Source organism: Cobetia sp. 1CM21F (assembly GCF_023161745.1).
GTDB classification, from domain to species: domain Bacteria; phylum Pseudomonadota; class Gammaproteobacteria; order Pseudomonadales; family Halomonadaceae; genus Cobetia; species Cobetia amphilecti.
On sequence record NZ_JALNTQ010000004.1, the window covers coordinates 205,641 to 225,763 of the forward strand.

Genomic DNA, 20,123 nt, shown 5'->3' on the forward strand with positions numbered 1-20,123 from the left:
GATGCACGAAGAACATGAGGCACTGCCAGAGGTCGAGGCACTGCTCGAGGCCATGACCGAGGAGCTCGAATTGCTGTTCGAGCGCCGTGAACTCGATCGTGAACGTCTGATTCCGGTCGGCATTCATACCGGCGGTGTCTGGGTCGCCCAGGCATTGCGTGAGCGGCTGGGGCTGGGAGAGCCCCTCGCGACACTGGATATCGGTTTCTGGCGCGACGACTTCGGCCACAAGGGCCTGCCGGATGGCGGCCAGGGGTCACAGCTGCCGGATATCGAGAACCGCGATCTGCTGCTGGTAGACGACGTGCTGATGAGCGGACGTACCGTGCGCGCGGCGCTCAATGAGCTGTTCGACTATGGCCGTCCGCGCCGCGTGCTGCTGGCCTGCCTGGTAGAGCTGCCGGGGCGTGAGCTGCCGGTGCAGCCGGACGCCCTGGGCGCCAACCTGGCGCTGGCGCCCGGCAAGCGCATCAAGCTGGAAGGCCCCGACAACCTGCGCCTGACACTGGTCGATACCGGAGAGGTGACAGCATGAACCTGTTTGATCTCTCGCAGGCCAGCGCGGACGTGCGGGCTGCCTCGCCGGCACAGGTCCAGCTGGATGAGCAGGGCCGGCTGCGTCACTTTCTAGATATCGAAGGCCTGCCGCGCAGCGTGCTGACCGAAATTCTCGACACCGCCGATCACTTCCGTGGCATCGGTGATGCCGAGGTCAAGAAGGTGCCGTTGCTGCGCGGGCGCACGGTGGCCAATCTGTTCTTCGAGAACTCGACCCGCACGCGTGCCACCTTCGAGCTGGCTGCCAAGCGTCTGTCGGCGGATGTGCTCAATCTGGACATCAAGACCTCGTCGGCCGCCAAGGGCGAGTCGCTGATGGATACCCTGGTAAATCTCGAGGCCATGCAGGCGGATGCCTTCGTGGTGCGTCATGGCGACTCCGGTGCGGCGCACTTCATCGCCAGCCAGATCACGCCGCATGTGGCGATCATCAATGCCGGCGACGGTCGTCATGCGCACCCGACCCAGGCGATGCTCGACATGCTGACCATCCGCCGCCACAAGGGTGAGTTCGCCAATCTGCGCGTCGCGATCGTCGGAGACATCCTGCATTCACGCGTCGCTCGCTCGCAGATTCAGGCGCTAAATACGCTGGGCGCAGCGGAGGTGCGGGTGGTCGCGCCGCAGACGCTGCTGCCCATCGGGATCGAGACGCTGGGCTGTCAGGTCTTCACTGAGCTGGCAGCAGGGCTGAAGGATGTTGATGTCGTCATCATGCTGCGCCTGCAGAAGGAGCGCATGGATGGCGCACTGCTGCCCTCGGAATCGGAATACTACCGCCGCTATGGCCTGACCCGCGAAAGCCTGGCACACGCGCACCCTGACGCCGTGGTGATGCATCCGGGGCCGATCAACCGGGGTGTCGAGATCGAATCCGCCGTCGCGGATGGCCCGCGTTCGCTGATACTCGATCAGGTCACCAACGGCATCGCGGTGCGCATGGCGGTGCTGTCGATGGCGGTCTCCGGACAGATGAAGGCGCGCGCCGAGCGCAGGGGTGAACGTTCACGAGGAGCTGGCGCATGAAACGCAGCCTGATCAATGCACGGGTGATCGACCCGACCAATGGCCGCGATGGCCAGTACGACCTGCACCTCGACGGCGGTCGCCTGATCGCGATCGGCGAAGCGCCGGCGGATTTCAGCGCCGAGCAGCGCGATGATATGGCGGGCAAGCTGGTCACGCCGGCCTTCATCGATCTTGGCGCGCACCTGCGCGACCCGGGTCCGCGCTACAAGGGCAGTCTGGTCAGTGAGTCGGCTGCCGCACTGGCGGGTGGCTACGCGACCATCCTGCCGCGCCCCGACACCAGCCCGGTGCTCGACAGCGCCTCGCATATTCGCACGCTGCTGGACCGCGCGCGTGATGTGGCGGGGGTGCGTCTTGCGCCGCTGGGGGCACTGACGCAGGGGCTGGAAGGTGATCTGCTCGCCAATATGGCCGCGCTCAAGTCTGCAGGCTGCGTGGCACTGACCAACCTGCGCCAGCCAATACGCGATCTCGGCGTACTGCGCCGTTGTCTGGAGTACGCGCGGACCTTTGATATCACCGTCGTGTTCCAGGCCCAGGAGGCCGCCTTGGCCGGGCAGGGCTGCGCCCATGAGGGCGCCATTGCCTCGCGTCTCGGATTGGCCGGCATTCCGGAATCTGCCGAGACGGTCGCCCTGACCCAGTGGCTGCTGTTGATCGAGCAGACCGGTGTACGGGCGCATGTGTCGCTGCTCTCCAGTGCACGGGCCGTCGAACTGGTACGTGATGCCAAGGCCAGAGGGCTGGATATCAGCGCGGATGTGTCGATGGCGCAACTGCACTGGACCGATGAGCAGCTGGAAGGCTTCAACGCCAATTTCCATCTGGAGCCGCCACTGCGCAGCGCGGTAGACCGTGATGCGCTGCGTGCCGGTGTGGTCGATGGCACCATCGACGCCATCGTCAGTGACCATCTGCCCCATGAAGCCGCTGCCAAGAGCGCGCCCTTCGCAGTATCCGAGCCCGGCATGACCAGTCTGGAAACCATGCTGCCGCTGGGGCTGGCGCTGGTGAAGGCCGAGCTTCTGAGCCTGCCTCGCCTGATCGAGACATTGACGTTCAGTGCCAGACGCTTCGGACTCAAGGGCGGCATGCTGGAAGTGGGCGAATACTGTGATCTGGCGGTGATCGATATGGAACAGGAATGGCGTGTCTCAAGCGAGACGCTGGTCAGTGCCGGCCATAACACCCCGCTGCTTGGCATGCTGTTGAAGGGCCGCGTTGAGGAAGTGCTGCTGGGCGATACCTGCTACGTCTAAGCGGTGTTTCACGTGGAACATGCTGCTTGAGATATTCAGCGCAGGCGCGCCAACATACTGATAACTGAGTGGTTTTTTGATGGCGTGTTGTGTAGGGATTGGCTGTTTTATCGTAAAGCAGCCAATCTCTTTATCAGCCTATGCATGCCGCAGAGTCGCATTACTGGGCAGCGCTTATTGTTGCCGGTTGATGTTTCACGTGGAACATCTGCCGTAGCGCCATAACTCATCTGTAGCAATAGCGGCATGGCGGCTGGTCAGCAGGCTGATCTGGCACGCAGGAAAAGAGATTTGAACAACAAGGAGAGAAAACCATGCCGATGATTCGTGCAGAATTTCTGACGGGCAAGACACAGGAACAGAAGCGGGAGCTGGTGGAGGCGTTGACGCGCGAGACGGCTCGCGTATTGGGCGTGCGTGAGCAGTCCGTCTGGGTGGTGCTGCAGGAAGTGGAGCCGGAAAACTGGGCCGTCGCTGGCACGCCATTGTCAGAGCGCTGAGAGAAGAAGTTTCAACTGGGGGCTTGTTCTCAACTATCTGATTCAGAGGGTGTTTTTACGAGGAATTGAGATGTTCCACGTGAAACACGCCCTTGGTCTTGGCCCGGCATTGCCAGTATTTGGAAAACCGGCTGAGGCATGACAGAGGCATGACAGAGGGGAGTGGGACGCAAGGCACGGGACGAGCAACGCGCCTGGTAATCCGGTACAAAAAAACGCCGCAGCCATTTCTGGCTGCGGCGTTTTCATTTGCCTGCCCTCTGCTCCACGGCCATGAAGCAGAGCACGGACTCAGTTCTCGAAATCAGCTTCCGAGTAGAGGGTCCGGATACGCAGGGTATGGTCGACGGTCTTGAGGGCTTCGAGCGCTTTCTTGCCGTAGGCCTTGTCGACATCGATGACCACATAGCCGACCGTGTTGTTGGTCTGCAGGTACTGGCCAGAGATGTTGATGCCTTCCTCGGACAGCACCTGGTTGATGCGTGACAGCACGCCCGGGACGTTGTCGTGGATATGCAGCAGACGGTGCTTTTCCGGGTGCGCCGGCAGGGCGACTTCCGGGAAGTTGACCGAGCCGATGGTGGTACCGTTGTCGGAGTAGGTCACCAGCTTCTCGGCGACTTCGACACCGATGTTTTCCTGGGCTTCCATGGTGGAGCCACCGACGTGCGGCGTCAGGATGACATTGTCGAACTCGCGCAGCGGAGACACGAACTCTTCGCCGTTGCCTTTCGGCTCTACCGGGAAGACGTCAATGGCGGCGCCCAGCAGCTTGCCGCTGGAGAGGGCTTCGGCCAGGTCTTCGATGACGACGGTGGTGCCGCGTGCCGCATTGATGAAGACGCTGTTCTGCTTCATCAGCGCGAACTGCTGCTTGCCCATCATCCACTTGGTTGAGGGGATTTCCGGCACATGCAGGGTGACGATGTCAGCGCGCGCCAGCAGCTCTTCCAGGCTTGCCACCTGACGGGCATTGCCCATGCCGAGCTTGGTGACGGCATCGTAGTAGATGACGTCCAGGCCCAGGGATTCGCTGAGCACGGACAGCTGGGAACCGATGCTGCCGTAGCCCACGATGCCCAGCGTCTTGCCGCGGACTTCATGGCTGTTCTTGGCGGATTTCATCCACTGGCCACGATGTGCCTTGGCGCTCTTCTCCGGCACGCCGCGCATCAGCATGATGGCTTCGGCCAGTACCAGCTCGGCGACCGAGCGAGTGTTGGAGTAGGGCGCGTTGAACACGGGGATACCGCGCTTCAGTGCGGCTTCCAGGTCGACCTGGTTGGTGCCGATGCAGAAGCAGCCGATGGCGGTGAGCTTCTCGGCAGCGGAGATCACGCGCTCGTTGAGCTGAGTGCGGGAACGAATGCCGATGAAGTGCACATCGCGGATCTTCTCGATCAGTTCTTCCTCGGCCAGCGAGGTCTGAAGCAGTTCGATGTTGGTGTAACCCGCGTTGAGGAAATTATCCACGGCGGATTGGTGGACACCCTCGAGCAATAGAATCTTGATCTTGCTCTTGTCCAGGGACGTCTTGGCCATTGTCGGATCAACCCTCTCGCCGGTCATGCCGGCGTTTCTGTTCGTTTGGTCTTTTTCATGACCTGCTGGCGTGTCACACCTCAAGAAAATGCCAGAGAAACAGCGGGGCGTGCTGTCAACAGGGGAGCAAAGAATATCACAGCCGACGGGGCCTCCGGATGAAATGTCCGCGTGCCGGGCATGAAAAATTCACAGCACAGCCGTTTGATGTGACTCTTCCTCCGTGCGCAGGGGGTGGGCAGCGTCGTGAAGCCCTTCGGGTTATACTGGCGCTCCACACAGAGACACCGGGCCCGCCCGGTCGGATGAGCGAGAGCACCCATGGCCGAAAAGGAAGTGCCACAGGATTTCGCCGCCACCCTGGCCCGTCTTGAAGGGTTGGTGACGCGGCTCGAAGCTGGCGACATGTCGCTGGAAGCGTCACTGGGCGCTTTTGAAGAGGGCGTGAGCCTGGCGCGCGAGGCGCAGCAGCGGCTCGACAGCGCCGAGTTGCGCCTGCAGGCATTGGTGGAAGGCCCGGAGGGAGCGCTGACGCCCACGGCGTTTACGGCGCCCGATGCCGCAGGCAGCATGGCGGGTGAAGCGGACGAGGAGAAGGACTGGTGATGTCAGGTGGATTGAATACGCAAGTCACGCCGACTGCATCGCAGGCCAGCGAGCTGATCCGCTCTGGACAGGCGCGCAGTGAGGCCGTGCTTGAGGCGTTGTTGACTCCCGGCAGTGCGGCGGTGAGTGAGCGTCTCGAGGACGCCATGCGCTACAGCGTTCTGGGTGGCGGCAAGCGTCTGCGCCCCGTGCTGCTGTATGCGGTGGGTCGTGCCCTGGGCTGCGATGAGGAGGCCGCTGACCGCGCTGCGCTGGACGCGGCGGCAGCGGCGCTCGAATTGGTGCATGCCTATTCGCTGGTCCATGATGACCTGCCGGCCATGGACGATGACGACCTGCGGCGTGGCCGTCCCACCGTGCATCGCGCCTTCGATGAGGCGACCGCCATTCTCGCGGGCGATGCCCTGTTGACGCTCTCCTTCGAAGTGATGGCGACGACCGGCCATGTACGGACACCTGCCCTGGTGCGTACCTTGGCCGAGGCCTCCGGGCGGCGCGGCATGGTGGCCGGTCAGGCGCTGGATCTCGAGGCAGTCGGGCAGTTCCGCGAGGTAGAGGCGCTGTCACGCATGCATGCCTACAAGACCGGCGCGCTGATTCGCGCCGCGGTCCGTCTGGGCGGATTGGTGGCAGTCGACGAGCAGGATTCGCGTCTGGCTGCCCTGGAGCGCTACGCTTCGGCTATCGGCCTGGCCTTCCAGATCCAGGATGACATCCTGGACGTGACGGGCGACACCGCAACGCTTGGCAAGACGGCCGGTGCTGACGCTGCGCGCGACAAGCCGACCTACCCCTCGCTGCTTGGACTCGAAGGTGCTCAAGAGCGAGCAGGTCAGCTACTGCAAGAGGCCCTGGATGCCCTGGCACCGTTGGGAGAGGCCGCAGAGCCACTCGCGGTGCTGGCGCGCTACATGATCGAGCGAGACCACTGATTCCTGACGCCTATGAAGCTGTTTGACGAGATACCTCAGGCGCGCCCCGCGACGCCACTGCTCGATGCGGTCGAGACACCTCAAGCGCTGCGCGCCATGAGCGCGGCACAGCTGCGCCAATTGGCTGACGAACTGCGCGCCTACCTGCTTTACAGCGTCGGCTGTACCGGCGGGCACTTCGGTGCCGGGCTCGGTGTGGTCGAGCTGACCGTGGCCCTCCATCATGCGCTGGAAACGCCCCATGACCGTCTGGTGTGGGACGTGGGTCATCAGGCCTATCCGCACAAGATTCTGACCGGCCGTCGTGAAGCCATGTACAGCATGCGCCAGTACAACGGCCTGTCTGCCTTCCCCAAGCGTGCCGAGAGCGAGTTCGACACCTTCGGGGTGGGCCATTCCAGCACCTCGATCAGTGCGGCGCTGGGCATGGCGCTCGGCGCCCGCACGGCGGGTGAGTCACGGCGCGCCTGTGCGGTGATCGGCGATGGTGCCCTGACGGCTGGCATGGCGTTCGAGGCACTGGCGCATGCCGGGCACGTGAAGGCCAATATGCTGGTCGTGCTCAACGACAACGAGATGTCGATCTCCGAGAACGTCGGCGGCCTGGCAAGCTATCTGGCACGTATTCTGGCCAGCAAGCCGTATACCCAGATGCGCGCCAACGGCAAGCGACTGCTGTCGCCCTTGCCGGGTGCGCTGGAGCTTGCCAAGCGTACCGAAGAGCACATGAAGGGCTTCATCAGCCCGGCGACGCTGTTCGAGGAGATGGGCTTCAACTACATCGGCCCCATCGACGGCCATGACCTGCCGGCGCTGGTGCAGACATTGCGCAACATGCGTGATCTGGATGGCCCGCAGTTCCTGCATGTGGTGACGCGCAAGGGCAAGGGCTTCCTGCCGGCGGAGCGTGACCCGATCGGCTATCACGCCATCACCAAGCTCGAGAAGGCCGCGCCTCAGGCAGCCGAGCAGGCGCCTGCCGTCACCGACGCGCCGGCTCCCAAGCCGCAGAAATACTGCAGCGTCTTCGGCAACTGGCTGTGTGATGCCGCTAGCGCTGATGCGCGCGTCATCGGCATCACGCCGGCCATGCGGGAAGGCTCGGATCTGGTGCGTTTCTCGAAGGAATATCCTGATCGCTACTACGATGTCGCCATCGCGGAGCAGCACGCGGTGACAGTGGCAGCGGGCATGGCCTGTGAGGGCATGAAGCCGGTGGTGGCGATCTATTCCACCTTCCTGCAGCGTGGCTATGATCAGCTGATCCACGATGTCGCGGTGCAGAAACTGGACGTGACCTTTGCCATCGACCGTGCCGGTCTGGTCGGCGAGGACGGCCCGACGCATCACGGCAGCCTGGACATGTCGTTCCTGCGCTGCGTGCCGGAGCTGGTGCTGATGGCGCCGGCCGATGAAGCCGAGTGCCGTGGCATGCTGAGCGCGGCACTGGCCCACCCCGGGCCGGCCGCGGTGCGCTATCCACGCGGTACCGGGCCGGGGGTGGCCACCGATGCCGACCTGACGCCAATGGCGATCGGCCAGGGGGAATACCGTCGTCGTATCAGTGGCAGCCCCGAGGTGCGTGTCGCCATCGTCGCCGTGGGCAGCATGAACACGCCGGTGGCCGAGGTCGCCGAGGCGCTGGACGCGACCCACTTCAATCTGCGCTCCATCAAGCCGCTGGACCGTGAGGCATTGCTCGAGATCGCCGCGGAGCACGACCTGGTCGTGACCGTCGAAGAGAATGCCATCGCGGGTGGCGCGGGAGCCGGCGTGGCCGAGCTCTACCTGAACGCGGGACTGACTCAGCCCATGTTGCTGCTGGGGCTGCCGGATGGCTTCGTCGAGCATGGCAAGCCGGTCGAGCTGCTGCGTGATTGCGGTCTGGATACCGCCGGCATCCGCGCCAGTATCGAGGCTCGCCTCGGCAGCTGATCCTGGTGACATGCAATACCGAAACGCCTGTGGATGACTCGAGAGTTCGAGTTGTCCACAGGCGTCTTTCGTTGCGTGACTGCCTGCGGCGAGACGGCGAATGATGCATGGAAACTCCGCGACTTCCCGCCCATGCTGGATGACCATCAAGCCCTCTGCTCAAGCAGCCAGGGCTTGGCTGGCGCGAAAGCCGTCACCTGCGCCAGTCACCACCGCAACGCCACGGAGTGCGCCCGACCATGTTGACTCTCTACAGCTACCCGAATTCCCGCTCGCTGCGGGTCGCCTGGACGCTCGAGGAACTGGGGCTCGATTACCGGATTCATAGTCTGGATCTGAAGGCCGGTGAGGGGCACAGCCCTGAATACCTGGCCATTCATCCCGATGGCAAGGCGCCAGCCCTGGTGGATGGTGAGCTGGCCCTGTTCGAGTCCAATGCCATCTGTCGCTACCTGGCGGCGCGAGAAGGGCGCCTGCTGCCACAATCGCTGGCCGGGCAGGCCCAGATGGATCAATGGCTCAGTTTCCTGACCACCGAGCTTGAGCAGCCGCTGTGGACATTGGCCAAGCACACCTTCGCGCTGCCGGAGGACCAGCGCTGTGATGCCATCAAGCAGACAGCCCAATGGGAATTCCAGCGTGCTCTCAAGGCACTTCAGCGCCGCTTCGATGGTCAGGGCTGGCTGGTGGCCGATGAATTCAGTGTCGCCGATATCTTCCTCGCCCAGACCCTCAGCTGGGCGCAGATGGCCGGGCAACCTCTGCCTACCGTGCTTGAGCAATGGGGCGAAGAGGTGCGGGCGCGTCCTGCCTGCGAGCGGGCCCGCCAGCGCGAGCAACAGGCCGCCGAAGAGCGTCAGCAACACTGAGCCTTGTTGCCGGAACCGTCATCGAACGCCGCCACAGGCCAAGCTGACGGGCTGATCTGGCCTGCATGTACTGCATGTACTGCAATGACGTCATGAAAGCGCGCTGAGAGCGCGCACACGCCACGAGGCGCCATCCTGATATCAGGGTGGCGCCTTTTGCGTTTCTGGGCCTCAGAGACGCTTGCAGGGCGCCTGACGAGGTTGAGAGGTCACCTTGCTCGTTCAGCGGCGTCAATCGTCTGGGGCGTCAATCGTCTAGGGCGCGCCCCAGGCTGTCTGGTGGCGGGCTGACTCAGGTCGGCTCGGGACAGGGCGGCGCGAGGCAGGCCATCGATCGAGGGCGGGTTTCAGGCATCCGGTGGTGAATGATGCGCTGTTGAATCTTTTGCGTATCCATTCATGATTCGGTAATTGGTTGTTTTCGTCATGGTGGTCAAGTGTTGATCGTGATGAGGTCGAGGGCAGCACTCATGCGATGTGAGTGGCTACATATCCGATGGAAATCATGGGGTTGAGAGGTTTATTAGATTTTCATGACATGATATTGATCGAATCAAGAGCGATGATCGCATCTTGCCTATTTTGCGCATCATTAAGTGATTCGATATATGGTTTATTGCGGATCTTTTTGATAGAATGTTGATGAAAACCTCAATGGGAATAACAACTTATGTGGATCTGGCAGCAGCCTGACTGGCCACGGGGGCGGTTGGAGGTCATGCCCTTGATGGGGCAGTTGGCGGCGACCCAGGCGGTGATGTCGCCACTGGTCGCTCAGGGACAGAATCTCTATCCCCGACAACGCCTGCGTCTCGAGGCGACGCTCCTCAGCGAAGAGATGGAAGCCAGTGCCCAGCTGTCCGGCGTGGTGCTCGGGCGGGCGGCGTTGCGTGATGCGCTGTATCAGGCGCTGGGGCTGGAGTCCGGCCATCAGGAGTCACCGCGCGGGCCGGCACCTGGCGTCGACGTCTTCGTGGATGTGACGCTGGAAGTCGTGCGCACGGCATTTCAGCCGCTGACCCGCCAACAGGTGCTCGAGTGGCATCGGCGTCTGGGGCCTTTCCTGCCGCGCAGCAGTGGTCAGCCACTCGGTGCATGGCGCGAGGCGCGCTACGAAGCAGTCAGCGGTCGTTATGGCCTCAAGCGCTTGCGCTATCGCGCCCCGGCGGAGAACTCCGATGCGCTGGACCGGGAGCTGGATGTCTTCTGGCAGCGTCTGGCGACGGAAGAACCGGATGTGGATAACTCAGGGGTGTTGAATGCCCTGCAGCTGCATGCGCACTGGCAGGCGCTCGCACCGCTGGCCTTGGGCAACGGCTTGATCGGGCGCTTGCTGCTGATGCGCTGGCTGACACGAATCGATGCCCTGGCCGCGTTGCAGCAGCAAGGCGAGTTTGTCGGCAAGGCCGCCGAGCGCTGGGAGCCGGAAGCGCTGGAGCAACTCTGCTGGCGCCGCCAGGCGCTGTTCTCGGTGGTGCTCGAGCATCAGGATGAATTGCGCGAGCTGGAGCAGCGTTATCTCGGCAAGCCCCAGACCTCGGCCAGCGGCCATCAGCTGCCGCCGCAGCTGGACCGCGCGCTCAATGGTGAGGGGGAGGATGCAGCGCCCGGTGACATGAATGTCTGGGCCGAGTGGTGGCTTTTGCGTCTGCGCGACGCCGGTCGTCGGACGGCCTTCCATTACCAGCGCGTCCAGCGTGCCGAGCGACTGTGGCTTGAGCACGCGCGTACGCCGTTGAATGCCCGCCAGCGCGAGCTGGTACTGACATTGTTGGAGCGAGATGACGAAGAGGGCGTGGGGCGCGCCGAATACCGCGCCCTGGTCGATACCTCCGACCCTACCGCCGCCCGCGATCTCGCCGACCTGACCGCCAAGCAGGTACTGGAAAGTTACGGTGTCGGGCGTGGCACCCGGTATCGCTTGCCGGTCTTCGCCCCTCAGGGAGATAGCCCTGTGAGAGACGAGCCCTGAAGCGTCAAAAAAATCGCGAAAAAAAGCGGGAAGGGTCATGACGACCCTTCCCGCTTTTTTGAGGTGGCTTGCCTGTGTTCTCAGTGCCGTGCTCTCAGTGCCGTGTTCTCAAGCCGGTGTGCTCAAGAGCGCCGGCCAGCGTGGCGGCCCCGATCACGTCATACGGAATACGGCAGCACTGCGGTATAGATGGCGAAGAAGTGGCAGGTACTGCCGCCAAGCACGAACAGGTGCCAGATGGCGTGGTGATAGCGCAGGCGCGTCATCAGAAAGAAGATCACGCCCAGGGTATAGGTGATGCCACCGGCGACCAGCAGGATGAGCCCCGTCTCGGAGAGCTTCTCGACCAGCATCGGCGAGGCGAACACGATCAACCAGCCCATCAGCAGATAGACGCTCACGCGCAGGGCGCTGAAGCGTTCAGGCCAGCGCAGCTTGAGGAAGATGCCGCCCAGCGCGAGCGACCAGATGATGGCGAACAGCGTCCAGCCGGTCGGGCCGCGAAGATTGACCAGCAGGAAGGGCGTATAGGTGCCGGCGATCAGTAGATAGATGGCGCAGTGATCCAGCAGCTGGAAGGCATGTTTCAGGCGTGGATGACGAATACCGTGATAGAGCGTCGAGGCCGCATACAGCACCACCAGGGTCAGGCCGTAGAGGCTGACGCTGACGATCTTCCAGGGGTCGACTTCGGCGGCGAGGCTGGTCATCACGATCAGCACGATCATGCCGACGAGGCCCATGACGGCGCCGATGCCGTGGCTGGCGCTGTGCAGCCATTCCTCCAGCCGGGTATAGAGAGCAGGCGTCGCGGAGGTGTCGCGTTTATCTGCGTCATCGGCAGGCGATGCGCTGGAAGAGGGTGATGCCTGAGGAGGTGTCGAGGCGGGCCGTGTTGACGCAGGCTGTGATGACTGAGGTTGCGATGAAGAAGGCTGTGATGATGCAGCCGTTGAGTCTTTGCGCATGGCGATGTCTCCGGCGCGGGTTCGACTCCAGCCTACTCCCTGGCGGGTGACGTCGTCATGTCACGCTCGCTGCGCTAGCCAGTCAATCTGCATATAAAGGAAGGAGGAGCCAGTCAGGCTCCCCCTTTGCGCGGCTACTCGCTGCGCTCGATATCCACGTCGCTTGCCTGGGTGAAATCATCCAGTGCCATCATGTGGCCCAGCTTGCCCGCCTTGGTCGAGAGATAGTGCTCGTTGTGCGGATTCAGGCCGGTGGTGATCGGCTGGCGCTCACTGATGGTGACACCATCACGGGTCAGGGCATCGACCTTGCGCGGGTTGTTGGTCATCAGCTTGAGAGTGCTGACGCCGAGATGCTCCAGCATCGGCACACAGATATCGTAGCGGCGCATGTCAGCCCCGAAGCCGAGGCGCTCATTGGCTTCGACGGTATCGGCACCGCCATCCTGCAGCTCATAGGCGCGAATCTTGTTGAGCAGACCGATGCCGCGGCCTTCCTGACGCAGATAGAGCAGCACGCCGCGACCTTCGGCGGCAATGCGCTTGAGCGCTTCCTGCAGCTGATAGCCGCAGTCACAGCGCATCGAGAAGAGGGCGTCGCCGGTCAGGCACTCGGAATGCACGCGGCCCAGCACCGGCGCGCCGTCATCGATGTCGCCCAGGGTCAGGGCGATGTGGTCCTTGCCGGTGGTCTCATCCTCGAAACCGTGCATGGTGAAGGTCGCCCAGGGCGTTGGCAGCCGCGAGGCGGCGATGAATCGAATGGTCACTGTTCACCTCGAACGCCCGGACAATCGCCGGGCTGAAAAAGCGCGGGCATGCGGTGGTCCGGCAATGTCTCGATGAGTCGCTCGAGATACCGGCGGCCAGCATGCAGTCATGTGGCGAGTTTACCAGCCTGTGGCCGATGACTCATCGCTCTGTATGGAAAAGCGTTGTTGCCGCCACCACCACAATGGTCGGATGACGCCAGCAAAGGAACTATAAAGGCGGGGCGATTTGCCAATGCATTTGTTGCATCACCACGATGGGCGGGATTTTTCTCAGGCTCTGATAGAATGCCGAGACATTCCCCGAGCTGATGTGTGATTCCGATGACCTTGAAGAATGATCGCTTCCTGCGCGCGCTGGCCCGTCAGCCGGTCGACCGTACTCCCGTCTGGATGATGCGCCAGGCTGGCCGCTATCTGCCGGAATATCGCGAAGTCCGCGGTCAGGCCGGTGGCTTCATGGACCTGTGCATGGACACCGCGCGTGCCTGCGAGGTGACGCTGCAGCCGCTGGAACGCTTCCCGCTGGATGCCGCCATCCTGTTCTCCGACATCCTGACCATCCCGGATGCCATGGGACTGGGCCTTTACTTCGAGACTGGCGAAGGCCCGAAATTCCGCAAGACAGTGCGGACTGCCGAGGAAATCGCGGCGCTGAGCGTGCCGAATGTCGAGCGTGATCTCGATTACGTCATGCGTGCCGTGTCCACCATCCGCCGTGAGCTGAACGGCCGCGTGCCGCTGATCGGTTTCTCCGGCAGCCCGTGGACACTGGCCACTTATATGGTCGAGGGCGGTTCCAGCAAGGACTTCCGTCACGTGAAAGGCCTGATGTATTCCAATCCGGAAGCCATGCATCAGTTGCTCGACACCCTGGCGCAGGCCGTTACCGACTACCTGAACGCCCAGATTGCCGCGGGTGCTCAGGCGGTGCAGATCTTCGATACCTGGGGCGGCACCCTGTCCACGCCGGCCTATCTCGAGTTCTCGCTGCGCTACATGGAGCAGATCGTCGCTGGCCTCAAGCCGGACAGCGAAGGCAACCGTGTACCGGTGATCCTGTTCACCAAGAATGGTGGCCAGTGGCTCGAGCACATCGCTGCCACCGGCTGTGATGCCGTCGGCCTCGACTGGACCACCGAGATGTCCAATGCGCGTGAGCGTGTCGGCCATCGTGTGGCCCTGCAGGGCAACCTGGACCCGAATGCGCTGTTCGGCACGCCGGCCGCCATTCGTGCCGAAGTCGGGCGTATCCTCGACAGCTACGGCCAGGGCCCGGGCCACATCTTCAACCTCGGTCACGGCATCAGCCAGTTCACCGACCCGGGCAACGTCAATGCCCTGATGGACGCGCTGCACGAGCTGAGCCCGGCCTACCATCAGGATGACGCCGCCAATACGACACCGGTCGCCCGCGGCTGATGGGAGAGCCCTTCATGGCCTTCTCTGTTGCCACCCCTGTTGCTGCCTATAGAAGGTGGCAAGCAGCAGGGCAGCAAGCAGAAGGGCGCCGGGCAGCGCGCCCGGCGCCATGGCAGGCCGGGCATGGCAATGGCCGCAAAGCGGGGTTGTCAGCATGACGCCGGTCGAGCAGCGTCTCATCCCGCGCCGCGGTTGGGCATTCGTGGCGCTGCTATGCCTGTTGCTGATCCTGTTCGGCACGCTCTCCCCGGGCGTGCCGCATCCGGAGCAGTCCTTTCCCTGGGACAAGCTGCAGCATTTCTCCGCCTTCGCGTTGCTGGCGCTGACCACACGTCTGGCGGGCTTGACCAGCCTGATCATCCTGCCGCTCCTGCTGCTGCTGGGCGTCGCCATCGAATGTCTGCAGCTGGCGATTCCCTATCGCGGCGCAGAGGTGCTGGATGCACTGGCGGACCTCGCCGGCATCCTCATCGGGCTGGGAGTGTTTCAGTGCGTCCGACTGATTCTGCATCTGGTCCGCCTCGGGCCGGCCTCTCGCTGAGCCTCTCCTCCGGGCCGCGTGTCATCGATACGCGGCCTGTCTGAAATTGTCATGCATCAACACTTTCCACTCCGGCCGTCTTTGGCTATGGTGCAGCGCCTGCGCCATGTTGGCGCTTGCCCGGCATGTCGCGTATCACGACATCACGCCGCATGGTCGTCATGCGGGCCGTGAACTGCCGGCCTGACGCTGGCGCAGTGCTGATTGGCGCAATTTCCGATGGCCATCGTGCCGTCTCTATCCATACCTTGATATCCCGTCTGTGATATCCAATGCGAGGGTCCCCCATGACCGAACGTCTCGATGGCTCCTGGTTTACCGAAATCTTCGATCGCCACGGCAGCGCCTTCTCGCTCAAGGTCAGCCACAAGCTGCATGACGAGCAGACTCCTTATCAGCACCTCGAAGTCTATGCCACCGAGACCTACGGCAACCTGATGGTGCTGGACGGCTGCGTGATGCTGACTGACCGTGACAACTTCCTCTATCACGAGATGATGTCGCACCCGGCGCTGTTCGCTCATGCAGACCCCAAGCGTGTCGTCATCATCGGCGGTGGCGATTGCGGCACCCTGCGTGAGGTGCTCAAGCACCCGGGCGTGGAGAAGGTCACCCAGATCGATATCGATCCGGCGGTCACGCGTGCCTCCGAGCAATTCTTCCCGGCGCTGGTCGAGTCCAATGACGACCCGCGCGCCGAGCTGCTGTTCGAGGATGGCGTCAAGTGGGTCGACAACTGCCCGGACGAGAGCATCGATGTGCTGATCGTCGATTCCACCGACCCGGTCGGCCCGGCGGAAGGTCTGTTCAAGACCGACTTCCTCAAGCGCTGCCATCGTATCCTCAAGCAGGGCGGCCTGATGGTGCAGCAGAGCGAGTCTCCGCTCTATCACACCGATTCCATCATCAAGGACCTGCGCAACGACATGGGCGAAGCGGGCTTTGATAGCGTCGCGACCCTGCCGTTCCCGCAGCCGGTGTATCCGTCCGGCTGGTGGAGCTGCACCCTGGCGGGCAAGGGCTGTGACGTGAAGTCCTTCCGCGAGGAAGATGCCGCTGCCGCCACCTTCGCGCGTGACTTCTATACCGTCGAAGGCCATCGCGCCGCCCTGGTGCTGCCGCCCTTCATGCAGCGCCTGCTGGAGAAGTGATCCGCATGCACCTTGCGGTGGCAAGCAAGCCCCATCAGGCACGAAAACGTGCCTGATGGGATGAACAAGCGTTGAGTCAGTCAGACCGAGACATTGGTCGCAATCTGCCACTCGCGCCACATCGCTGCACCGCCAACGGCCGTTTCGCAATGAAACGGCCGTTTTTATTTTGCACCGATATGAGGCGAACTGGTCTCGCCATGAGCCTAACTGCGCGGCAATCGCGCGGAATGATCCGCCGCCCACCCCGAGGCTTTGGCCTATAACACTGGGTTTTAGCGCTTTTTTCAGCGTTGAACGCAGCGGATCACGCGATAGGCGGAAATTGGAACGCGGCTTGCTATTGTCGATAGGTGCCATGCAATGCATTGCACCACTTCTGACTCGAGGCTGATCGAGCGGACTCCAGACTTTCGCGAGGGAATCACGATGCATAACAACAAGAAGCCACTGCTGATCGCTAGCGCCGCTGTCCTGGCCGCCTCCATGGCGACAGGCGCCAGTGCCGCGACCCTGGATAGCGTCAAGGAAAAGGGCTTTGTCCAGTGTGGCGTCAGCACCGGCTTGCCGGGCTTCTCGGCACCGGATGACGCCGGTAACTGGCAGGGCCTCGATGTCGATGTCTGCCGCGGCGTCGCGGCAGCCGTGCTGGGCGATGCCAGCAAGGTGCGCTATGTACCGCTGACGGCCAAGGAGCGTTTCACCGCGCTGCAGTCCGGCGAGATTGATGTCCTGTCCCGCAATACCACCTGGACGGCGACCCGTGACACCTCACTGGGCCTCAACTTCGCTGGCGTGAACTATTACGACGGCCAGGGCTTCATGGTCAGCAAGGACCTGGGCGTCTCCAGTGCCAAGGAGCTGGACGGGGCAGCCGTCTGCATCCAGTCCGGCACTACCACCGAGCTCAACCTGGCGGACTACTTCCGCCTGAACGACATGTCCTTCGAGCCGGTCGTCTTCGATACCTCCGACCAGACCGTCAAGGGCTTCGAAGCCGGTCGTTGTGACGTCCTGACCTCCGACCAATCCCAGCTCTACGCGCTGCGTATCAAGCTCTCCGATCCGGCATCCGCGATGGTGCTGCCGGAAGTCATCTCCAAGGAACCGCTGGGCCCCGTCGTCCGTCAGGGCGATGACCAGTGGTTCAACATCGTCAAATGGACCCTGTTCGCGCAGATCAACGCCGAAGAGATGGGTCTGAGCTCCGACAACATCGAAGAGAAGAAGTCGGACACCAACCCGAACGTCGCGCGCCTGGTCGGTGCCGATGGCAACTACGGGGAAGCCATGGGGCTGCCGGCTGACTGGGCCTACCAGGTCATCAAGCAGGTCGGTAACTACGGCCAGATGTTCGAGCGCAACGTCGGTACCGGCTCCGCACTGGGTATCGAGCGCGGCTTGAACGCACTGTGGACCGATGGCGGCGTCCAGTACGCCCCGCCGGTTCGCTGATGCGCGGGCTCGCCCTGTACTGCGGGTGGGCCTTGCCCCTCATGACAGGCTGAGCAAGGACGCTGGCCAGGGGAAGTGAGCGTCTTGCTCCACTTCCTCTGGCCAGCGTCATGTGGGGTCCAGTTAATGAGCCCCAGCCTGTGAGGCCCAGCCTGTCCCTCGTGACCCATTCATCGAGTGCCGAGAGATAACTGATCTGCCGTTCGATAGGACGGCAGGCGGAAGTCGCATAGCTTTCCGGCGGAGATTGCCTGTATGACACAACCTGCTTCTCGCCCGCCGGCCACGGTCAAGCCGCCATTCTGGCGTGACCCGGCCAAGCGGGCACTGATCTTCCAGCTATTGATGCTGGCAGGCGTGTTCGGTGTGTTGGCGATCATCGTCAGCAATACCCTGACCAACCTCGAAAGCCGTGGCATCACCACCGGCTTTGCCTTTCTGGACAACACCGCAGGCTTTGGCATCCTGCAGAGCCTGATCGACTATTCCGAGCAATCCACCTATGGCGATACCTTCATCGTCGGCCTGCTCAATACCTTGTTGATATCCGCACTGGGTGTCATCGCCGCGACCGTGATCGGCTTCGTCATGGGGGTCGCGCGTCTGTCCCCCAACTGGCTGATCTCACGGCTGGCGGCGGTCTATATCGAAGTCTTCCGCAACATCCCGCTGCTGCTGCAGATATTCTTCTGGTATTTCGCCGTCCTGAGAACCCTGCCAAGTCCGCGTGGCTCGCTGTCGCTGGGCGAGGCGTTCTTCCTCAATGTGCGCGGTCTGTTCGTGCCGGCCCCCATCACCTCCAGCGGTTTCTCGGTGGTGATTGCCGTGTTCGTGCTGGCCGTCGTCGCCAGCGGCATCTTCAGCTACTGGAACCGCCAGCGTCAGGCCCGTACCGGACAGCGCCTGCCGGCGGGCTGGATCTCGCTCGGCCTGATCATCGTGGCGCCGCTGCTGGCCTACTTCGCGATGGGCATGCCGCTGAGCTGGGAGCTGCCGGAGCTCAAGGGCTTCAACTTCCGTGGCGGCATCACGGTCGTCCCCGAATTCCTCGCCCTGTGGGTCGCGTTGTCGGTCTATACCGCTGCCTTCATCGCCGAGATCGTGCGTTCCGGCATCGAAGCGGTACCGCACGGCCAGACCGAAGCGTCACGGGCGCTGTCGCTGTCCGGTGGCATGACACTGCGTCTGGTGGTGGTGCCGCAGGCGCTGCGCGTCATCATCCCGCCGCTGACCAGCCAGTACCTGAACCTGATCAAGAACTCGTCGCTGGCCACGGCCATCGGCTATCCCGATCTGGTCTCGGTCTTCGCGGGTACCACGCTCAACCAGACCGGTCAGGCCATCGAGGTGATCGCCATGACGATGCTGGTCTATCTGACCATCAGTCTGCTGGTCTCCATGTTCATGAACTGGTTCAACGCCCGCATGGCGTTGGTCGAGCGCTGAGGGTCTGCCCATGTCGATTGAAAAGACCCTGTCACGGGTCACCGAGAAGATGATCGATTCCCGTCCGGCGCCGAGCGACAGCATCGGCGCGGTGGCCTGGTTGCGCAGCAACCTGTTCGCCGGACCGATCAATACGCTGTTCACGCTGTTCGCGCTGTATCTGGTCTACCTGCTGGTGGTGCCCAGCCTGCAATGGGCGCTGATCGATGCCAGCTGGAGTGGCACCTCACGTGAGGACTGCACGGGAGAGGGCGCCTGCTGGGTGTTCATCAGTGCGCGTCTCGATCAGTTCATCTACGGCTTCTACCCGAGCGAGGAAACCTGGCGGGTCGATATCGTCTTCGCCGTCTTTGCGGCTCTGATCGCCTGGCTGGCGATTCCGAAGCTGCCGGCCAAGGGTTGGGTCGCCATCGTCAGCCTGGCGGTGTTCCCCTTCATTGCCTACTTCCTGCTGCATGGCGGCAGCTTCGGCCTCGAGATCGTCGGTACCCACGAGTGGGGCGGCCTGATGCTGACACTGGTGCTGGCGGTGGTGGGTATCGTGGCGGCACTGCCGCTGGGGATCCTGCTGGCACTGGGGCGTCGCTCCGAGATGCCGATCGTGAAGAGCATCTGTGTGGTGTTCATCGAGTTCTGGCGCGGCGTGCCGCTCATCACGGTGCTGTTCATGGCCTCGGTGATGCTGCCGCTGTTCGTGCCTGGCGAGGTCAACCTCGACAAGCTGGTGCGCGCGCTGATCGGCATCACCCTGTTCCAGAGTGCCTACATGGCGGAAGTGGTGCGTGGTGGCCTGCAGGCGATCCCGAAGGGACAGACCGAGGCCGGCATGGCGCTGGGGCTGGGCTACTGGCGCAACATGGGGCTGATCGTGCTGCCCCAGGCGCTCAAGCTGATGATTCCCGGCATCGTGAACACCTTCATCGCCCTGTTCAAGGACACCTCGCTGGTACTGATCATCGGGCTCTTCGATCTGCTCGCCATCGTGCAGGCCGGTCTCGCCGACCCCAAATGGCTGGGCTACTCCATCGAGGGCTACGCCTTCGTGGCGCTGGTCTTCTGGGTCTTCTGCTTCAGCATGTCGCGCTACAGCCAGTATCTCGAGCGCCTGCTGCATACCGGTCACAAGAAGCGCTGATCACGGCGCCAAGGAATCTTCATCATGACAACG

The 20,123-nt window shown here is 62.8% G+C and carries 18 protein-coding genes; 15 read left to right on the top strand and 3 right to left on the bottom strand.

Going from position 1 to position 20,123, the window contains the following annotated elements; translation table 11 throughout:
* Position 1 precedes the first annotated feature (1 nt).
* From pyrR to MSG32_RS14120, 4 genes are all read left to right on the top strand, one after another.
* Positions 2-535, top strand: coding sequence for a bifunctional pyr operon transcriptional regulator/uracil phosphoribosyltransferase PyrR (gene pyrR / locus MSG32_RS14105; protein ID WP_248380332.1), 534 nt, complete (start codon positions 2-4; stop codon positions 533-535).
* Positions 532-1,584, top strand: coding sequence for an aspartate carbamoyltransferase catalytic subunit (locus tag MSG32_RS14110; RefSeq protein ID WP_248380334.1), 1,053 nt, complete (start codon positions 532-534; stop codon positions 1,582-1,584). The genes pyrR and MSG32_RS14110 overlap by 4 nt, the downstream gene beginning before the upstream one ends.
* A complete protein-coding gene (locus MSG32_RS14115; RefSeq protein ID WP_248380336.1) occupies positions 1,581-2,846 on the top strand; it encodes a dihydroorotase in 1,266 nt (421 codons plus the stop codon). Before MSG32_RS14110 ends, MSG32_RS14115 begins: the two co-directional genes overlap by 4 nt.
* A 314-nt stretch (positions 2,847-3,160) precedes the next feature.
* Positions 3,161-3,346: a tautomerase family protein gene (locus tag MSG32_RS14120; RefSeq protein WP_043331603.1), complete on the top strand. Its 186-nt coding sequence runs from the start codon at positions 3,161-3,163 to the stop codon at positions 3,344-3,346.
* Positions 3,347-3,637: 291 nt separating this feature from the next.
* On the opposite strand, the gene serA is transcribed toward MSG32_RS14120, so the two are convergent.
* Complete coding sequence (serA, locus tag MSG32_RS14125; protein WP_043331602.1) at positions 3,638-4,888, bottom strand: phosphoglycerate dehydrogenase; 1,251 nt, start codon at positions 4,886-4,888, stop codon at positions 3,638-3,640.
* Positions 4,889-5,209: 321 nt separating this feature from the next.
* Here serA and xseB point away from each other — a divergent pair, with 321 nt between their 5' ends.
* The 5 genes from xseB (at position 5,210) to MSG32_RS14150 (ending at position 11,202) form a co-directional block, all read left to right on the top strand.
* Positions 5,210-5,494, top strand: a complete 285-nt coding sequence (xseB, locus tag MSG32_RS14130; RefSeq protein WP_043331600.1) for an exodeoxyribonuclease VII small subunit — start codon at positions 5,210-5,212, stop codon at positions 5,492-5,494.
* Positions 5,494-6,426: a farnesyl diphosphate synthase gene (locus MSG32_RS14135; protein ID WP_054556401.1), complete on the top strand. Its 933-nt coding sequence runs from the start codon at positions 5,494-5,496 to the stop codon at positions 6,424-6,426. The genes xseB and MSG32_RS14135 overlap by 1 nt, the downstream gene beginning before the upstream one ends.
* Before the next feature lie 12 nt (positions 6,427-6,438).
* Positions 6,439-8,361: a 1-deoxy-D-xylulose-5-phosphate synthase gene (dxs, locus tag MSG32_RS14140; RefSeq protein WP_248380338.1), complete on the top strand. Its 1,923-nt coding sequence runs from the start codon at positions 6,439-6,441 to the stop codon at positions 8,359-8,361.
* 239 nt (positions 8,362-8,600) lie between these two features.
* Complete coding sequence (locus MSG32_RS14145) at positions 8,601-9,230, top strand: glutathione S-transferase family protein (RefSeq protein WP_248380340.1); 630 nt, start codon at positions 8,601-8,603, stop codon at positions 9,228-9,230.
* Between the two features lie 670 nt (positions 9,231-9,900).
* The gene (locus MSG32_RS14150) at positions 9,901-11,202 is read left to right on the top strand and encodes a DUF4172 domain-containing protein (RefSeq protein WP_282460377.1); all 1,302 of its coding nucleotides are present in this window, start codon (positions 9,901-9,903) and stop codon (positions 11,200-11,202) included.
* 158 nt (positions 11,203-11,360) lie between these two features.
* On the opposite strand, the gene MSG32_RS14155 is transcribed toward MSG32_RS14150, so the two are convergent.
* Entirely contained in the window at positions 11,361-12,170 is an 810-nt protein-coding gene (locus tag MSG32_RS14155) for a hemolysin III family protein (protein ID WP_248380353.1), read from the bottom strand.
* Positions 12,171-12,304: 134 nt separating this feature from the next.
* On the bottom strand, positions 12,305-12,940 hold the full coding sequence (ribA, locus tag MSG32_RS14160) for a GTP cyclohydrolase II (protein WP_043331593.1): 636 nt from the start codon (positions 12,938-12,940) through the stop codon (positions 12,305-12,307).
* Positions 12,941-13,264: 324 nt separating this feature from the next.
* On the opposite strand from ribA, the gene hemE reads away from it, so the two are divergent.
* From hemE to MSG32_RS14190, 6 genes are all read left to right on the top strand, one after another.
* Entirely contained in the window at positions 13,265-14,362 is a 1,098-nt protein-coding gene (hemE, locus tag MSG32_RS14165; RefSeq protein WP_248380355.1) for a uroporphyrinogen decarboxylase, read from the top strand.
* Positions 14,363-14,516: 154 nt separating this feature from the next.
* Positions 14,517-14,903, top strand: a complete 387-nt coding sequence (locus tag MSG32_RS14170) for a VanZ family protein (RefSeq protein WP_248380357.1) — start codon at positions 14,517-14,519, stop codon at positions 14,901-14,903.
* A gap of 287 nt (positions 14,904-15,190) precedes the next feature.
* Complete coding sequence (gene speE / locus MSG32_RS14175) at positions 15,191-16,054, top strand: polyamine aminopropyltransferase (RefSeq protein WP_043331591.1); 864 nt, start codon at positions 15,191-15,193, stop codon at positions 16,052-16,054.
* A 429-nt stretch (positions 16,055-16,483) separates the two neighbouring features.
* Entirely contained in the window at positions 16,484-17,509 is a 1,026-nt protein-coding gene (locus tag MSG32_RS14180; RefSeq protein ID WP_153635024.1) for an amino acid ABC transporter substrate-binding protein, read from the top strand.
* Positions 17,510-17,764: 255 nt separating this feature from the next.
* Positions 17,765-18,955 (top strand): amino acid ABC transporter permease, encoded by a 1,191-nt coding sequence (locus MSG32_RS14185; protein WP_043331589.1) that lies wholly within the window; start codon positions 17,765-17,767, stop codon positions 18,953-18,955.
* A 10-nt stretch (positions 18,956-18,965) separates the two neighbouring features.
* Positions 18,966-20,090 (top strand): amino acid ABC transporter permease, encoded by a 1,125-nt coding sequence (locus MSG32_RS14190; RefSeq protein WP_043331588.1) that lies wholly within the window; start codon positions 18,966-18,968, stop codon positions 20,088-20,090.
* Positions 20,091-20,123 lie beyond the last annotated feature (33 nt).

What these genes read in the sequence shown, in the direction of transcription:
- MSG32_RS14180 (WP_153635024.1), top strand. Translation starts at nt 16,484, where the DNA reads ATGCATAACAACAAGAAGCCACTGCTGATCGCTAGCGCCGCTGTCCTG.
- MSG32_RS14145 (WP_248380340.1), top strand. Translation starts at nt 8,601, where the DNA reads ATGTTGACTCTCTACAGCTACCCGAATTCCCGCTCGCTGCGGGTCGCC.
- serA (WP_043331602.1), bottom strand. Translation starts at nt 4,888, where the DNA reads ATGGCCAAGACGTCCCTGGACAAGAGCAAGATCAAGATTCTATTGCTC.
- dxs (WP_248380338.1), top strand. Translation starts at nt 6,439, where the DNA reads ATGAAGCTGTTTGACGAGATACCTCAGGCGCGCCCCGCGACGCCACTG.
- MSG32_RS14115 (WP_248380336.1), top strand. Translation starts at nt 1,581, where the DNA reads ATGAAACGCAGCCTGATCAATGCACGGGTGATCGACCCGACCAATGGC.
- MSG32_RS14120 (WP_043331603.1), top strand. Translation starts at nt 3,161, where the DNA reads ATGCCGATGATTCGTGCAGAATTTCTGACGGGCAAGACACAGGAACAG.
- MSG32_RS14155 (WP_248380353.1), bottom strand. Translation starts at nt 12,170, where the DNA reads ATGCGCAAAGACTCAACGGCTGCATCATCACAGCCTTCTTCATCGCAA.
- pyrR (WP_248380332.1), top strand. Translation starts at nt 2, where the DNA reads ATGCACGAAGAACATGAGGCACTGCCAGAGGTCGAGGCACTGCTCGAG.
- speE (WP_043331591.1), top strand. Translation starts at nt 15,191, where the DNA reads ATGACCGAACGTCTCGATGGCTCCTGGTTTACCGAAATCTTCGATCGC.
- xseB (WP_043331600.1), top strand. Translation starts at nt 5,210, where the DNA reads ATGGCCGAAAAGGAAGTGCCACAGGATTTCGCCGCCACCCTGGCCCGT.
- MSG32_RS14190 (WP_043331588.1), top strand. Translation starts at nt 18,966, where the DNA reads ATGTCGATTGAAAAGACCCTGTCACGGGTCACCGAGAAGATGATCGAT.
- MSG32_RS14110 (WP_248380334.1), top strand. Translation starts at nt 532, where the DNA reads ATGAACCTGTTTGATCTCTCGCAGGCCAGCGCGGACGTGCGGGCTGCC.
- hemE (WP_248380355.1), top strand. Translation starts at nt 13,265, where the DNA reads ATGACCTTGAAGAATGATCGCTTCCTGCGCGCGCTGGCCCGTCAGCCG.
- MSG32_RS14170 (WP_248380357.1), top strand. Translation starts at nt 14,517, where the DNA reads ATGACGCCGGTCGAGCAGCGTCTCATCCCGCGCCGCGGTTGGGCATTC.
- MSG32_RS14185 (WP_043331589.1), top strand. Translation starts at nt 17,765, where the DNA reads ATGACACAACCTGCTTCTCGCCCGCCGGCCACGGTCAAGCCGCCATTC.
- MSG32_RS14135 (WP_054556401.1), top strand. Translation starts at nt 5,494, where the DNA reads ATGTCAGGTGGATTGAATACGCAAGTCACGCCGACTGCATCGCAGGCC.
- MSG32_RS14150 (WP_282460377.1), top strand. Translation starts at nt 9,901, where the DNA reads ATGTGGATCTGGCAGCAGCCTGACTGGCCACGGGGGCGGTTGGAGGTC.